This window comes from Bartonella taylorii (assembly GCF_023920105.1).
GTDB classification, from domain to species: domain Bacteria; phylum Pseudomonadota; class Alphaproteobacteria; order Rhizobiales; family Rhizobiaceae; genus Bartonella; species Bartonella taylorii.
This window is the reverse complement of the sequence record NZ_CP083693.1, coordinates 887,791-904,213: the sequence shown is the minus strand read 5'-3', so window position 1 is coordinate 904,213 and position 16,423 is coordinate 887,791. Positions and strand designations below refer to the sequence as shown.

The 16,423-nt window shown below is 38.6% G+C and carries 12 protein-coding genes; 8 read left to right on the top strand and 4 right to left on the bottom strand.

What is annotated here, in order from left to right; genetic code table 11:
* The first annotated feature begins 66 nt into the window (after positions 1 to 66).
* The 4 genes from rpoC to LBE40_RS03995 all read left to right on the top strand — a co-directional run bounded on the left by rpoC (position 67) and on the right by LBE40_RS03995 (position 7,829).
* Positions 67 to 4,278: a DNA-directed RNA polymerase subunit beta' gene (gene rpoC, locus LBE40_RS04010; protein WP_004860146.1), complete on the top strand. Its 4,212-nt coding sequence runs from the start codon at positions 67 to 69 to the stop codon at positions 4,276 to 4,278.
* A 513-nt stretch (positions 4,279 to 4,791) separates the two neighbouring features.
* On the top strand, positions 4,792 to 5,178 hold the full coding sequence (locus LBE40_RS04005) for a MerR family transcriptional regulator (RefSeq protein WP_004860143.1): 387 nt from the start codon (positions 4,792 to 4,794) through the stop codon (positions 5,176 to 5,178).
* Between the two features lie 220 nt (positions 5,179 to 5,398).
* A complete protein-coding gene (locus tag LBE40_RS04000; RefSeq protein ID WP_004860142.1) occupies positions 5,399 to 6,079 on the top strand; it encodes a nitroreductase in 681 nt (226 codons plus the stop codon).
* Positions 6,080 to 6,428: 349 nt separating this feature from the next.
* Positions 6,429 to 7,829 (top strand): L-serine ammonia-lyase, encoded by a 1,401-nt coding sequence (locus tag LBE40_RS03995; RefSeq protein ID WP_004860140.1) that lies wholly within the window; start codon positions 6,429 to 6,431, stop codon positions 7,827 to 7,829.
* 1,026 nt (positions 7,830 to 8,855) lie between these two features.
* Here LBE40_RS03995 and LBE40_RS03990 read toward each other — a convergent pair.
* Entirely contained in the window at positions 8,856 to 9,134 is a 279-nt protein-coding gene (locus LBE40_RS03990; RefSeq protein WP_004860138.1) for a hypothetical protein, read from the bottom strand.
* Between the two features lie 32 nt (positions 9,135 to 9,166).
* Positions 9,167 to 10,516: a D-alanyl-D-alanine carboxypeptidase gene (locus tag LBE40_RS03985; RefSeq protein WP_004860136.1), complete on the bottom strand. Its 1,350-nt coding sequence runs from the start codon at positions 10,514 to 10,516 to the stop codon at positions 9,167 to 9,169.
* Positions 10,517 to 10,760: 244 nt separating this feature from the next.
* Between LBE40_RS03985 and clpS the strand changes: the two genes are divergently transcribed.
* Positions 10,761 to 11,132 carry an ATP-dependent Clp protease adapter ClpS gene (gene clpS / locus LBE40_RS03980; protein ID WP_004860134.1) on the top strand — a complete coding sequence of 124 codons (372 nt, stop codon included), beginning with the start codon at positions 10,761 to 10,763 and terminating at the stop codon, positions 11,130 to 11,132.
* 6 nt (positions 11,133 to 11,138) lie between these two features.
* Complete coding sequence (gene clpA, locus LBE40_RS03975; protein WP_004860133.1) at positions 11,139 to 13,490, top strand: ATP-dependent Clp protease ATP-binding subunit ClpA; 2,352 nt, start codon at positions 11,139 to 11,141, stop codon at positions 13,488 to 13,490.
* A gap of 7 nt (positions 13,491 to 13,497) precedes the next feature.
* Here clpA and LBE40_RS03970 read toward each other — a convergent pair whose 3' ends face one another.
* Together LBE40_RS03970 and LBE40_RS03965 are read right to left on the bottom strand one after the other, a co-directional pair.
* Positions 13,498 to 13,920 carry an HIT family protein gene (locus LBE40_RS03970; RefSeq protein ID WP_004860130.1) on the bottom strand — a complete coding sequence of 141 codons (423 nt, stop codon included), beginning with the start codon at positions 13,918 to 13,920 and terminating at the stop codon, positions 13,498 to 13,500.
* Between the two features lie 137 nt (positions 13,921 to 14,057).
* Positions 14,058 to 14,519 (bottom strand): RidA family protein, encoded by a 462-nt coding sequence (locus LBE40_RS03965; RefSeq protein ID WP_004860129.1) that lies wholly within the window; start codon positions 14,517 to 14,519, stop codon positions 14,058 to 14,060.
* A gap of 144 nt (positions 14,520 to 14,663) precedes the next feature.
* Between LBE40_RS03965 and LBE40_RS03960 the strand changes: the two genes are divergently transcribed.
* Together LBE40_RS03960 and rpsB are read left to right on the top strand one after the other, a co-directional pair.
* Positions 14,664 to 15,488, top strand: coding sequence for a cell envelope integrity EipB family protein (locus LBE40_RS03960; protein WP_004860127.1), 825 nt, complete (start codon positions 14,664 to 14,666; stop codon positions 15,486 to 15,488).
* A 158-nt stretch (positions 15,489 to 15,646) separates the two neighbouring features.
* Complete coding sequence (gene rpsB, locus LBE40_RS03955; RefSeq protein ID WP_004860125.1) at positions 15,647 to 16,420, top strand: 30S ribosomal protein S2; 774 nt, start codon at positions 15,647 to 15,649, stop codon at positions 16,418 to 16,420.
* Positions 16,421 to 16,423 lie beyond the last annotated feature (3 nt).

Below are 16,423 nucleotides of genomic sequence, written 5' to 3'. Positions count from 1 at the left end.
TTAAGATCTGTGATAAAGTTAAAGAGATATTACAATAGGTTCTAAGAATCTTTGAAGGAGAACGGCATGAACCACGAGGTCATGAATCTTTTCAATCCTCAAGCGCCAGCGCAGACATTTGACTCTATTCGTATTTCCATTGCGAGTCCTGAGAAGATTTTGTCTTGGTCATACGGTGAGATCAAGAAGCCTGAGACTATTAATTATCGGACTTTTAAGCCAGAACGGGATGGTCTTTTTTGTGCACGTATATTTGGCCCTATTAAGGACTATGAATGTTTATGCGGTAAATATAAACGCATGAAATATAAGGGTATTATCTGTGAAAAATGTGGTGTAGAGGTTACTCTTTCGCGCGTACGTCGTGAGCGTATGGGGCATATTGAGCTTGCGGCGCCCGTTGCGCATATTTGGTTTCTTAAATCGTTACCAGGTCGCATTTCCACACTTTTAGATTTAACTTTAAAAGATATTGAGCGGGTTCTTTATTTTGAGAATTACATTGTAACGGAACCAGGATTGACATCTCTTAAGCTTCATCAGCTTCTTTCGGAAGAAGAATATATGCTTGCTATTGATGAATTTGGAGAAGATCAATTTACAGCCATGATCGGTGCTGAGGCTATTTACGAGCTTCTAGCTAGCATGGAGTTGGAGAAAATTGCGAATGATTTGCGCATCGAATTAGCTGAAACGACTTCAGAATTAAAACAGAAAAAACTAATTAAACGGCTTAAAATCGTCGAAAATTTCCTTGAATCTGGCAATAAACCAGAATGGATGATTATGAAGACGATTCCAGTTATTCCACCAGATTTACGCCCATTGGTTCCACTCGATGGTGGGCGTTTTGCAACATCGGATCTAAACGATCTTTATCGACGTGTTATAAATCGTAATAACCGCTTGAAACGGCTGATTGAATTGCGTGCTCCTGGAATTATTGTGCGCAATGAGAAACGTATGGTGCAGGAAGCTGTTGATGCATTATTTGATAATGGTCGGCGTGGGCGTGTAATTACTGGAGCAAATAAGCGTCCGCTCAAATCTCTTTCAGATATGCTAAAAGGCAAACAAGGACGTTTCCGTCAAAACTTACTTGGAAAGCGTGTTGATTACTCTGGGCGTTCTGTTATTGTGACAGGTCCTGAGTTAAAATTGCATCAATGTGGTCTTCCCAAAAAAATGGCTCTTGAATTATTTAAACCATTTATTTATGCACGGCTTGATGCGAAGGGGTATTCGTCAACTGTAAAACAGGCAAAGAAGCTCGTTGAAAAAGAGCATCCAGAAGTTTGGGATATCTTGGATGAAGTTATCCGTGAACATCCTGTTTTGCTTAATCGTGCGCCGACATTGCACCGTTTGGGAATTCAGGCTTTTGAGCCTATACTGATTGAAGGCAAAGCCATACAGCTTCATCCATTGGTGTGTACTGCTTTTAATGCGGATTTTGATGGTGATCAAATGGCTGTTCACGTTCCACTTTCTCTTGAAGCACAGCTTGAAGCTCGTGTTTTGATGATGTCGACTAATAATATTCTTCATCCAGCCAATGGTGCGCCAATTATTGTTCCATCACAAGATATGGTTCTTGGTCTTTACTATCTTTCAATTGTTTCTGAAAAAGAGCCGGGTGAAGGAATGGCTTTTTCCGATATAGGTGAACTCCACCACGCCTTGGAAAATAAGGTTATAACTCTTCATACGAAGATAAAAGGCCGTGTTAAAAATATGGGTAACAATGGGAACTGTGTTACTAAACTTTATGATACAACACCAGGTCGTTTGATTATCGGGGAACTTTTGCCGAAAAATCCAAATATCTCATTTGATATTGTCAATCAAGAAATGACAAAAAAGAATATTTCTAAAATGATTGATCAGGTTTATCGGCATTGTGGGCAAAAAGAGACAGTTATTTTCTGTGATCGTATTATGCAACTTGGTTTTTCATATGCTTGTCGTGCAGGAATTTCGTTCGGCAAGGACGATATGGTTATCCCCGATAGTAAATCGCGTTTTGTTACAGAAACCGAAGCTTTGGCTAAAGAATATGAACAGCAATATAATGATGGTCTGATTACGCAAGGTGAAAAATATAACAAGGTCGTAGATGCTTGGGGTAAATGTACGGATCGCGTTGCGGATGAAATGATGAAACGTATTCAGGCTGTTGAATTTGATCCCAAAACGGGTCGTCAACGACCAATGAACTCGATCTACATGATGTCGCATTCTGGTGCACGCGGTTCTGCTAACCAGATGAAGCAGTTGGCTGGTATGCGTGGATTAATGGCAAAGCCATCGGGTGAAATTATTGAAACGCCAATTATTTCAAACTTTAAGGAAGGGCTAACCGTTAACGAGTACTTCAACTCAACCCATGGAGCACGTAAAGGTCTTGCTGATACTGCGCTAAAAACAGCCAACTCTGGTTATCTAACACGGCGTCTTGTTGACGTTGCGCAGGATGCTATTATTTCAGCAGTTGATTGCGGTACTGCAAAGGGGCTTACTATGCAGCCAATTGTTGATGCAGGGCAAATAGTTGCATCTCTTGGGCAGAGAATTCTTGGTCGTACAGCGCTTGTTGATATTTTGCATCCAATTTCTGGGGAAGTTATCCTTGAAGGTGGTGCGATGATTGAAGAGGCTGATGTTGCTAAGATTGAAGAAGCTGGAATTCAGTCTGTTCAAATCCGTTCTGCCTTGACATGTGAAACGCGCCTTGGTGTTTGTGCTAAATGCTATGGTCGTGATTTGGCACGTGGAACACCGGTTAATCAAGGTGAGGCAGTTGGAGTTATTGCCGCTCAGTCCATTGGTGAACCAGGGACACAGCTTACTATGCGTACTTTCCACTTAGGAGGAACGGCACAGGTTGTTGATTCATCTCATTTAGAAGCATCTTATGAAGGTATAGTGGAGATTCGTAATCGCAATGTGGTTCGCAATTCTGAAGGTCATTTGGTGGTTATGGGGCGTAATGTGGCTATTCTTATCAAAGATGAGTCTGGAAAAGAACGCGTAGTGCATCGTGTTAGCTATGGTGCGCATATTTTTGTTGATGATGGTGATGTAGTTAAATGTGGTCAACGTATAGCAGAATGGGATCCCTATACACGTCCAGTTTTAACTGAAGTTGAGGGCTATGTAGGCTTTGAAGATATGATAGATGGTTTATCAGTTACTGAGACAGCTGATGAATCTACAGGAATTACGAAGCGGTTGGTGATTGATTGGCGTGCTAATCCGCGTGGAGCTGATTTAAAACCAGCTATTATCATCCACGCAGATAAAAAAGGTGAAACTATTGCCAAATTGTATAAGGGAGGTGAAGCCCGTTACATGATGTCAGTGGAAACCATTCTTTCTGTTGAGCCTGGTTCTCATGTTAAGGCCGGCGATGTTATTGCGCGCTTGCCAATGGAGAGTGCTAAGACAAAAGATATTACAGGTGGACTACCACGTGTGGCTGAGCTTTTTGAAGCACGGCGTCCGAAGGATCACGCTATCATTGCTGAAGTCAGTGGTACAATTCGATTTGGTCGTGGTTATAAGAATAAGCGTCGTATTATTATCGAACCAAATGATGAGACTCTTGAAGCGGTAGAGTATTTGATTCCAAAGGGTAAGTTATTTCACTTCCAAGAAGGCGACCAGATTGAAAAAGGAGATTATATCCTTGATGGTAATCCGGCTCCTCATGATATCTTGGCGATTAAGGGTGTTGAAGCTTTAGCATCTTACCTTGTTAATGAAATTCAAGAAGTTTATCGTTTGCAGGGTGTTCTCATTAATGACAAGCACATCGAAGTGATTGTTCGCCAAATGTTGCAAAAAGTTGAAATTACTGAATCTGGAGATTCTGGTTATATTCCAGGTGATAATGTTGATCGTATCGAACTTGATGAAATCAATGATAATTTGATTGCAGAAGGAAAGAGACCTGCATCTGGTACTCCTATTCTTCTTGGGATTACAAAAGCATCTCTTCAAACGCCATCATTTATTTCGGCGGCATCATTTCAGGAAACAACAAGGGTTCTTACCGAGGCAGCAGTTTCTGGTAAAATTGATACTTTGCAAGGACTTAAGGAAAATGTTATTGTCGGTCGTCTTATTCCTGCGGGTACAGGTGGTACTATTGCTCAAATCCGCCGGATTGCTGCAGTTCGTGATGATTTGATTGTAGATGAGCGACGCAAGTCTAGCAATAACGAGATGGCTAAGGCTATGTTGATAAATATGACAACTGAAGCAGTTGCTGAATAATTTGGATGCATGCTAAAAAAGTAGTATAAGAGCGCCCGAAGGTAGAATTCGGGCGCTTTTTAGTTCTTAAAATGCAGAAGTTGCATGTTTTTCTGAAAAATATGCCTATAAAGGGTAAGACGATTTCCGTTTCGAGCATCCTTGGTAGTTTATTGTGTTTGCTTATAATGATATTCATCTTTTCGGCCACTTCGTTTATAGAGCTTTTTATGTCTGCGTCAGATAAAAAGTTTATTTCCAAAATATTCAAAGTAAAAAAGTGCATAGAATAATAGTCCGTCGTGTGTTGAGGGGAAAGGGTATATTATCTGAAAACAAGGGAACCACTTGTTTTGAATATTTTCAGAATTTCTTGGGATTGATATCTTCTATAAAGAATGCTTGTATGACGAGTAAACTTTGTATTTCTTTATTTAAATTTTCAGGAAAGAAGAGGATAAAATGCTAACTAAAATTTTATAAAAATAGACATATTTCTGATAACAGTGTGATCTATGAAAACAGAATGATAAAATGTACGGATATTATTCAATTGGTGAGTTGACACGCGAATTTTCAATAACTGCTCGGACTTTGCGTTATTATGAAGAAGAAGGTCTTCTTGTACCCTTTCGGCGTGGGGGCATGCGGCTTTATACGCAAACGGATCGTCATAAATTAAAACAAATATTACGTGCGAAAAGAGTTAAATTTTCTTTGTCTGAAATATCTGATATGTTGACTATGATTGGAAAGCCACCTGATGATGAGAAAAAGCTTAAAGAACTAATTGCAGGGATTAATAAAAAACGGGCAGATTTAAAGCAGATGCAACGTGATATTGATGATCTTTTACATGATTTAGAACGCATTGAGGAAACTTTTTTTGAAAGTTTAGCCGAATTGGGAGTAAATCGTTGATTTTAAAGTTTATTGCATTCATTTTTGATCGTTTCTTTTCCTTTAAAAGAGATCAGCTGTATTGTTCTCTGCTGGCAGTCATTAATAGAGCATTAAATGTGTAAGCTATTCGGGAGGAATAGGTTGAATGAAAAGGATTGCGAAGGTGTTTCAATAGCTTGGCTTTAAGTGAGCAAACAACGATGTTTAAATTCACTGTTCAAAAGAGAAAGTAAAAACAATGACAGAGGGTTCTCCTATTGATATTTTCCAATCTATTCTGTCACGTAAGTCGATTCGAGCTTTTACTAATCAGGAAGTTTCACAGGAAACGATCAAAGAAATTTTAAAATTTGCATCACGTGCACCATCTGGAACAAATCTCCAACCGTGGCAAGTAATTGTTCTTACAGGGAATGTATTGCAGCAAGTAGGACAAGAACTTTCACAACTTGTACTTTCTGGTGTAAAAGGAGAGCGTGAAGTTCATTATTATCCACGTCAATGGCGTGAACCTTATCTTTCAAGGCGCCGAAAAATTGGTTTGGATCTTTATAAGAGCCTTGGAATTCAAAAAGATGAGCAGGAAAAAATGCTTCAACAGAGAGCGCGGAATTTTTCATTTTTTGGTGCACCTGTCGGACTTTTGTTTACAATGGATCACGATATGGAAATGGGAAGCTGGCTTGATTTGGGCATGTTTATGCAGACCATTATGTTAGCAGCACGTGGGTTTGGATTAGATACGTGCCCTCAAGCTGCTTTTGCTGATTATCATAAACAAATTCGTACACTTTTATCTGTGCCTTTTGATCGGCACATTATCTGTGGTATGGCACTTGGCTATCGCGATATGAATGCTCCAGAAAATAATTTTGAGACTGAACGCGAAGCAATTGAGAACTTTGTACGTTTTGTTTAATTATATCCATGGAATATTTTATATTATTGAGTATAAAATTTTAGAGCTTGAGACATTATGAAAAGTATTTCAGGGAGAGTTTTTCATTTTTATTGAATTTTAATATTGCATATTAACACTTATTTTACTACGCTAACACATCAAGACAGTGAGAGGAGATCATTGTCAGTTTTAAAGGTCGGTTATGGAAAGCGCTATAGAAAGAAAGTGTTGGTTGGTAGCAAGACGAGCAACCTTCGTGTTTATTGCTGTCATTTTTTTAGCTTATCTCACAATTTGATTTTAAATGAGACAAGTGTGATAAAAGATTGTATACTCAAGCCACCGTATGTAGTTTTAAGGTGATTGAGTGTTTTTGTCTGTTTTTGAACTTTTTAAAATTGGTATTGGTCCTTCTAGCTCACACACAATGGGGCCGATGACGGCAGCTAATATGTTTTTGCAGGAAATTCTTATACGAGATTTTTCTCAGTCTTCTAGTGCTGAGGTTTCTCGTATACGTGTTTATCTTTATGGTTCATTGGCTTTCACAGGAATTGGTCATGCTACGGATAGAGCTATTATATTAGGGCTTTTGGGAGAAAAAGCTTCTACGGTTGATCTTGATTCTATGGGATTCTTGTTAGAAAAGGTTACACGTGAAAAAAAAGTGCAACCAAAAGGCCATCCCGCTTACCAGTTTGATTTGCAAGATGATCTTATTTTTGAACGAAAGAGAGTCCTACCTGGGCATGCTAATGGGCTTGCGTTTGAAGGGATTGATGCTGATGGAAATGTTCTTTTGCGACAGATTTATTATTCTATCGGCGGTGGTTTTGTTGTGACTGAGGATGAATTAAGCCATATGAATGGTAATATACAACAAGAAACACTTGATGAAGTGCCATATCCCTTTGATTCGGCACGTAAAATGTTATCAATGGCAGAAAAGTCAGGACTTTCAATTGCTGAAATGAAGCGTCTAAATGAAGAGACGAAGATGGAGCGCTCTGCTCTTGATACAGGGCTCGATGAAATTTTTTCAGCTATGACAAATTGTATTGATAGAGGTCTTTCAAAAGAAGGTGAGTTGCCAGGTGGATTGCATGTTCCAAGACGTGCTAAAAAGCTGCATGATAAGCTTTTGGAAAATCGAAGGAGAAATCGCAATCATCCACTTTGGGCAAATGATTGGCTTTCTGTATATGCTATAGCAGTAAATGAGGAAAATGCTGCTGGTGGTCGTGTTGTTACAGCACCTACGAATGGAGCTGCTGGTGTTGTACCTGCAGTTTTGCGCTATTATCTTCAATTTAATGATGGTTCAGATCGAGAGGGGATACATAATTTTTTGCTGACAGCTGCAGCCATTGGTGGTGTCATTAAACACAATGCATCTATTTCTGGTGCAGAAGTTGGTTGTCAGGGTGAAGTTGGGACGGCATCTTCAATGGCAGCAGCAGGATTGACGGCGGCATTAGGTGGTACACCCGCTCAAATTGAAAATGCTGCTGAGATTGCGCTTGAGCATCATTTGGGAATGACGTGTGATCCCGTTGCAGGCCTTGTGCAGGTTCCTTGTATTGAGCGCAATGCGATGGGGGCTGTTAAGGCGGTGACAGCTTCTTCTCTTGCGTTGCATGGTAATGGGGATCATTTTGTTTCTCTTGATGCTTGTATAGAAACAATGCGTCAGACAGGACATGATATGAGTGAACGCTATAAAGAAACAAGCAAAGCCGGACTCGCAGTTAATGCAATATCTTGCTGATGTGTGCAACGGTATTTAATCTGATAAATTCTTTACACGTTGTTTATCGTTTATGAAGGTACAAGCAGGTGCCTTCATTATATTTGTTAGCTGCCAATATTACCAACTGTTCTTGTACTAAAATGCCTCATAAAGAGGTATGTTTAGTCTTTTCTTAATAAACAATTTTTATTGATTCATTTTAAGACGGATTAAGAATGAGAGAATATTTCTGTATTTTAGGCTCTCATTCAAGTGGTAAAACGATAAACTATATTTATTACGATGTATTGAATAAGAGTTAAAGAAATTGATATTGAAGTATAAATCATAATTTTCCATATCATATCAAACCATTTGATATCAGAATATATTCCCGTTTCATTCACTGTGAGTAAAAAACAGCAGAATCCATTCAATAGTAGTGCAAAAGATGGCTTGGTATGGATGCAACAAATTGTGTGAGTGCAAAAGTAGTAATGACTACGTGAACGTTGGTAAATATAACTGTGGTATTGGCCTTTGAGTGTATAAACATGAGTATAGAGAGGGAAGTGGTTGTTTGTTATTATAGCAATTCTTGAGTGGTGGTGATAAGTGGAGCTGCAGAACTGTAAAGAGTTGTATTTTAAAGTTGTTTTGTATTTTGAAAAGAACACGAGTTTAAAAAAACGATTTAGGTAATTTTGTAACGTTTATGTTGCTTGGAAGGGCTTATATGTTATTGAAAAGTTTCTTTCATTGAGTTGTTGTGATAGTGGCTAACCAATTTAAAAAGCTTGCATTCAATGGGATTCACTTCTTTCTTATGAAAAAATATAAAGGATAATTTGGGGTATAAAATCCAAAAGTAAGTAAGCATTTACTATTTTCTGAGCACTTTAAGGAGTGGTTTTATGGAAGATCTAATCTGAAAATTGGACAGAAATTTACAAGCGCAATTTTTATATATTGAAGAAAGAAGTACGTCTTTTAAAGGATTTTAAAGATTGTAAGCAAGAAAATACCTTATTAACAAAATAATTCTTACGAAAATTACCTATAGAATTAGACATTGGTTGCACCTAGGTGGATTTTAATAGGTACATTACCGGTTTGGCTGGCAACGCGTAAATGAATGCGTACAGGAGGCATTGTAAGACGACGATTTCGCGTTGTTTGGCAAATGAGAAGGTTGACAAGAGATTGTGTGTCTAATGTAGCTGGGGTATATTTTAAACCAGCAAGTTTTGTCGCAGCATCGTGAAGAGAGCGCAACGAGAGGAAAAATGATTGCTTCAATAATTTTTCTTTTTCAGGGGGTGAAGCAAGAGCATTATGTGTCATGATACTATCCTTAACGCAAAATTCAAAAACTTTTAGTAAACTACAGTATAGCAGTTAAAATTTGCTTTCTTTAACGTAGAACAGGCATCGAATGCAGCTTTTTTTGATTGAAAGCCTGTAAACCGCGCACGGTAATAACGACGTCCATTTTTTTCAAACAGTTGCATATGTGAAGATGCGTTCTTTAATGCAGAATAAGCTGTGTTTTTTGCTTTTAAAAGCAGAGTTTTTGCTTGTTCTTTATTGGGTAGAGAACCAATTTGGATGGCCCATCCAGCGCCTGTGGACAAAGAGGCCGTAACAATTTGATGAGTATCAATAGGTATTGCTTTTTGAGGGTTAGGAATTGGTATAATTGCTTGGTTTACAGCGGCTATTGCCATATTGGAATTTCTCGGTTGTTCTACAAACGCTGTTAACATAGTAGAAATTTCATCATCAAAATTGGTTGGTTCAGTTTTTAAAATCGGTATAGGGGTCCTTGCGCCAGTGGGTAAGTTATAGTGTAAAGAAGCCATAAAATCTCCATCGCTTTTCATCCGGCTTGCTTTTGGCAAATACTGGTTTAATAAGCTAGCCATATGCTCATCACGTGCGGTAGACGATTTGCCTCCCATAACGACAGCAACGATAGAGCGTCCCTCAAGACGCATGGAAGTTGCTAAATTAGAACCTGACATTTGTGTATAGCCTGTTTTAATTCCATCAACGCCCTTCATTATTTTGATAAGTTTATTGTGGCTGTTAATTGTATGTCCACGGAAAGTAAAACTTTTTATTTTGAACAAGTTATATTGTTTTGGAAAATGTTTGCGTAGAGCTAATGATAAAGTGGCCATATCACGTGCCGTAGAATAATTGCGCGTATCGGGGAGTCCTGAAGCATTTGCGAAATTCGTATGTATCATGCCAAGTTTGCGGGCTTTAGCTGTCATCATTCGAGCAAATTTCTTTTCATTTCCGCCGAGATATTCTGCAATAGCAGTAGCAACATCATTTGCTGATTTTGTAATGAGCGCTTTAGCCGCTGCTTCTGCAGAAATTGTTTGGCCTGCTTTAAATCCGATTTTTGTTGGTGGACGCGTTGATGCATAATGTGAGATGGGGATTGGTGTATTTGGTGTCACACGACGCATATGCATTGCCTCAAAGAGTATGTACAGCGTCATCATTTTTGTTAAAGAAGCAGGATAACGTTTCAGCGTTGCATTGGCTTGAAATAAAGTTTTTCCTGTATTTGCATCTATAACTATAGCAGCATACTTATCAGGATAGGCACCTTGAGGAGTAGCTGATGCCCAAGAGTAAGAAAAAACTAAAACAACAAAAGCAATTGCTATCTTTTTGTAGCAACATACAATTTTTTTGCAGTTAATATACACTTGCACTATCCTATTTCACCATTTACTCTGAAACTCTTCTGTAAAGCTCCCTATCTTTTGCAGCTTGTTAATGCAATTTAGACGAATGATATTACTAATTTGTTTACAGAAATTATTTTGTGAGGGTTCATATTTGGCTTAAATCTAATCGTAGTAGGAAGTTTTCTTCTTTACACAAAGAGGCATTGCAATAGTTATGAAATAACTTAAGGTTAATAAAAAACATGCTACACAGGAAACGATAATGGTACAGAAGCTAATAATAAATCCCATAGCGCATATTATGCACAATGAAAAGGGCAACAATTGGGATGAAAGCAGGCATGATGCTGTTATAATGCCCAAAATTAGCTTAAAACTTCAAAAGCCTAAGCTATATCGTATTCTTTTACTCAATGATGATTACACACCTATGGATTTTGTTGTTTTTGTTTTGAAAAAATTTTTTAAAAAAAGTTTCGAAGAAGCAACGCATATCATGTTAAATGTTCATCAGAATGGGGTAGGAGAGTGCGGAATTTATAGTTATGAAGTCGCTGAAATGAAAGTAGTACAAGTTAGAGAGTACGCACGTCAAAATGAACATCCATTACAATGTGTAATGGAATGGAAGTGAGGGGCTATGCCATCTTTTACACCTAGTCTTGAAGAGGTTTTGCACCGCGCATTAACAATTGCTGCTCAAGCGCGGCATGAATATGCTACATTAGAGCATCTTCTGCTTGCTTTGCTAGATGATGCTGATGCAAATTCGGTTATTCAGGCTTGTCAGGTAAATGTGGAAGAATTGCGAGAGCGCTTAACCAACTATATTCAGTCAGAATTGGATGTACAGATTAGAGCTGATGAGGATACAAAACCAACAACATTTTTTCAGCGTGTTATCCAGCGTGCGGTGATTCATGCTCAATCAGCTGGAAAAGACGAAGTATCAGGAGCGAACGTCCTCGTTGCAATTTTTTCTGAACGCGAAAGTTATGCGGCATATTTCCTTCAAGAGATGGGAATGACACGTTATGATGCTGTGCGTTTCATTTCACATGGTATTACGCGGGATGAGGGACTATCCATGTTACTTGATGGGCTTGAAGAGCAATTGGATCAGCAGATTTCAGACAATGGTGAAAAGGTAACGAGTGCACTTACGAGTTATTGTGTTGATCTCAATTGTAAAGCACGCAATGGAAAAATTGATTTATTAATTGGTCGTGAAATGGAAATTTCACGCATGATTCAGGTTTTATGCCGAAGGTCAAAAAACAATCCGCTTTTGGTTGGTGATCCTGGAGTTGGAAAAACTGCTATAATTGAAGGATTAGCAAAACGCATTGTTGATGGGCAAGTGCCTGAAGTTTTATCAAATGCAACGATATTTTCCCTTGATATGGGAGGGCTTATTGCTGGTACACGCTATCGTGGTGATTTTGAAGAACGGTTAAAGCAAGTTATGAAGGAATTTGAACAGTATCCAGATGCTGTTTTATTTATTGATGAAATTCATACCTTGATTGGAGCAGGGGTTACATTGGGGGGGAATATGGATGCGGCAAATCTTTTAAAACCTGCATTATCTTCCGGAACTATTCGATGTATTGGTTCTACGACTTACAGAGAATATCGCAAAATTTTTGAACAAGATCGCGCTTTGGAACGTCGTTTTCAGAAAATTGATGTGAATGAGCCTTCTGTTGCTGATGCAATTAAGATTTTGCAAGGTTTAAAGCCTTATTTTGAAAAATTTCATCAGATCCAATATACTGATGAGGCGGTAAGAGCGTCCGTAGAATTATCCTCACGTTATATGATTGATCGACGATTACCTGATAAAGCAATTGATGTTATTGATGAAAGTGGTGCAGCGCAAAAGCTCTTGCCAAAAAAGCAACGCAAAAAGAGTATAGGTGTTAAAGAAATTGAAGCGACTATTGCTACTATGGCGAGGATTCCACCAAAAACAATTTCTGGTGATGACCAAAAGATTCTTAGCAAGCTTGAAAGAGAACTCAAGCATGTCGTTTATGGGCAAGATCAGGCAATTTCAGCTTTAGTGTCATCAATTAAGTTGGCGCGAGCAGGATTGCGCGAATTAGAAAAACCAATAGGAAGTTATTTATTTTCAGGACCAACAGGTGTAGGAAAAACTGAAGTTGCAAAACAACTTGCATCTTCTTTAGGTGTTGAATTGTTACGTTTTGATATGTCAGAATATATGGAACGACATACAGTGGCGCGTTTAATCGGGGCACCTCCAGGTTACATAGGGTTTAATCAAGGCGGCCTCCTGACAGATGCAGTTGATCAGCATCCTCATGCAGTCTTATTGCTGGATGAGATTGAAAAAGCGCATCCAGAGTTATTTAATCTTTTATTGCAGGTGATGGATTACGGTAAATTAACAGATCATAATGGCAAAAAAATTGATTTCCGCAATATCATTTTAATTATGACGACCAATGCCGGTGCTTCAGATATGGCAAAGTCAGCTATCGGATTTGGCAAAGTGCTTCGCGAGGGTGATGATATTGAAGCAATTAATCGGCTCTTTACACCAGAATTTCGTAACCGGTTAGATGCAATCATTCCATTTGCACCTTTATCCCAGTTAATCATCAATCAGATCATACAAAAATTTGTTTTTCAACTTGAAGCGCAATTAGCTGATAGGGGAATTTGTTTTGAATTAACTCCTCCTGCAATGGTTTGGCTCGCCAATAAAGGATATGATTCTCAGATGGGAGCACGCCCATTGAGTCGTGTTATACAAGAATATATCAAGAAGCCATTAGCTGACGAAATTTTATTTGGAAAGTTGCGCAATGGTGGCACGGTTCGCGTATTGACACAACAATCAAATGGGGAAAAACAGAGGTTACAATTAAAAATTTTACCTACCGATATGTCTATTGATTCAAAAAATAGCAAAACAAAACATTTGACAAAAAAACGTGTGAAGAGAAAAAGCTCAATAACTTAAGGGTATTTTAGAGAGCAGCACGGATTTTTTTTGCATTTTCTTCAAGTATTTCTGTAGGCGTTATAACATCATTATGGGAGCAAAGCTCTACTCCTTCCATACGTGGTATAATATGGAAATGGAGATGATAAACGGTTTGTTGACTAGCTGCTTCATTAAATTGCATAACTGTTATACCATCTGCTTGAAAGGCTTTTTTGACGGCAATGGCGATTTTTTGAACAGCTCTAATAACAGGAAACAATGTTTCAATATCCGCATCCAGTAGGTTTCTTGAGCCTTTTCTAGGTATAACCAGCGTATGTCCTGGTGCTTGTGGCATGATATCCATGAATGCAATAACATCATCATCTTCATAGACGCGAACAGAGGGAATTTCATCGCGAATCAATTTAGCAAAAATGTTATTATTATCATAAGTTTGTTTCATAAAAATATTCCTTTTAAACATTGTAATTCAGAATTTTAAAAAACTAAAGCATGTGAAGGCTAATAGGGAGCTAGAATTAAAGAGAGATTTCGTATTCGGTTGTCACTTTATATAGACGTGTTGCTATTGATGAGGGTTTAGATTTCTATGATGGCTTCCACTTCTACTGGAACATTCATTGGAAGAGAGGCAACACCAACAGCAGAACGAGCATGTTTCCCAGTCTCACCAAGGATATTGACGAGTAAATTAGAAGCTCCATTGGCGACAAGAGGGATATCGGTAAAATGAGGGTCTACGGCAACAAAAACAGTGATTTTTACTACACGTTTTATTCTGTTTAAATCACCCAGAGCTGCCTTGATTTGTGCGAGCATGTTGAGTGCACAGGTTTCTGCTGATTTCTTTGCTTGTTCAGCGCTAACAGTTGCACCAACTTTGCCAGTTGCTATTGGCTTTCCATCAAAAAGAGGGAGTTGTCCAGAAATAAAGAGTTGGTTGCCGCTTTGTGAGACTGTTACGTAATTGGCAATGGGTTGCGTTGCTTCAGGAAGGGTGATTCCAAATTTTTTTAGATTCCTTTCAATCGTGTTGGTCATAATTTAAACTCCATAGCTGTTCTATAATAGATCAATTGCATAAACTATTTTTTGATTTAAGGAAATGTGTGGTTAATTGAGGGGTGGTCCTTTTTTGCCTTATTGTATGATGTTATGCAACGGGGATAGAATTGGAAGTTGGGAATGATCAGATCGTTATTTATAATAATTTTATATGTTGCTTTTTTATGTAGTGCGAAAGCAGAAGAGTCCATTTTTATTGCACCTCATCGGGCAATTTATGATTTTCAGCTCGATAGTGTTTCTCATGACATGACAATTTCCGGGATGTCAGGGCGAATGGTCTACGAATTGACGGGTTCGGAATGTCAGGGCTATACCACACGTTTTCGTTTTATCAGCCGTATTCATCTTGAAGATATGCCGGAGCGTTTAACGGATCAACAGACGACGAGTTATGAAACAGGTGATAGCCGTACATTTCATTTTAGTGTTACAGATCAAGTTGGACAAGAGGTTGCACATCGTTCTGAAGGTGTAGCTGAGCGTATTCAAGATGGGATTATAGTTAAACTGAAAAAGCCAAAGGAAAAAGAATACAAGCTTGCAATGGCTGAGTTTCCGATTATGCAACTGAAGAATATCATCCGCCATGCAAAAGCAGGTTATCATTTCTACCACGTTACTGTATTTGATGGAACAGATAAAGCCGACAAAGTCAAAAAAGAAAGTGTGATCATTGGAGAAAAGAAGCTTCCTTTCTCTGATTCTGAAACGAAAAAAATGGGAAAATTGGATGAAGAGGAATATTGGCCCGTTACGATTTCTTATTTTGATGATGTAGAAAAAAAAGATGGTTTGCCAGTTTATCGTACCAGTTTTCTGTTATATGAAAGCGGTGTTATGCGTGATCTCCATATAGAGTATGGAACTTTTTCAGTGCGTGCAAAATTGAGTAGTCTTGAATTTCTCGAAGTTGGAAAAGATCTTAATCAATGTAAACATTAAGTGATTGCAGAAAATAACTTGAAAAAGAATCAAATATTAGTATGTTCACGATATTCCACACGCGGAGTTTGGGTGTTTGCTAGGAAAATCTAGCAAACGTCCGCCGGTAGTAGGTTTACCTACTTTTTCCGCGGAGGTTAAACCGGAAAGGATAAATTATGGCACTACCAGACTTTACTATGCATCAGCTTTTAGAAGCAGGTGTACATTTTGGTCACCAGACTCATCGCTGGAATCCCAAAATGACTCCCTATATTTATGGTCAGCGTAATAATATTCATATTATTGATTTGGCTCAGACTGTTCCTCTTTTGCACCAAGCGCTTAAACTTGTTTCAGATACAGTTGCACAGGGTGGTCGCGTTCTCTTTGTTGGTACGAAGCGACAGGCATCTGACATTATTGCTGATGCAGCGAATCGTTCGGCACAATATTATGTTAATGCGCGTTGGCTTGGCGGGATGCTTACAAACTGGAAAACGATTTCTCATTCAATACATCGCTTACGTAAGCTGGATAAAATCCTCGCTGCTGAAGCACAAGGTTTTACTAAAAAAGAACGTTTAAACCTTGAGCGTGATCGCGAAAAACTTAATCGTGCGCTCGGTGGCATTAAGGATATGGGATCTGTTCCAGATCTTATATTTATTATTGATACAAATAAAGAGAATATTGCTATCCAAGAAGCGAAACGTTTGGGTATTCCGGTTATTGCTATTATTGATACAAACTGCGATCCTGATAACGTGACACATCCGATTCCAGGTAATGATGATGCATCACGTGCAATTTCTCTTTATTGTGATCTTTTTGCTCGTGCAGCTCTTGATGGTATTGCTCGCCAACAAGGAGCAATGGGTGTGGATTTAGGGGCTCAAGTTGATGCGCCGGTGGAACCCGTTTTGGAAAATGCGGTTCTAGTTTCTGAGTAATAT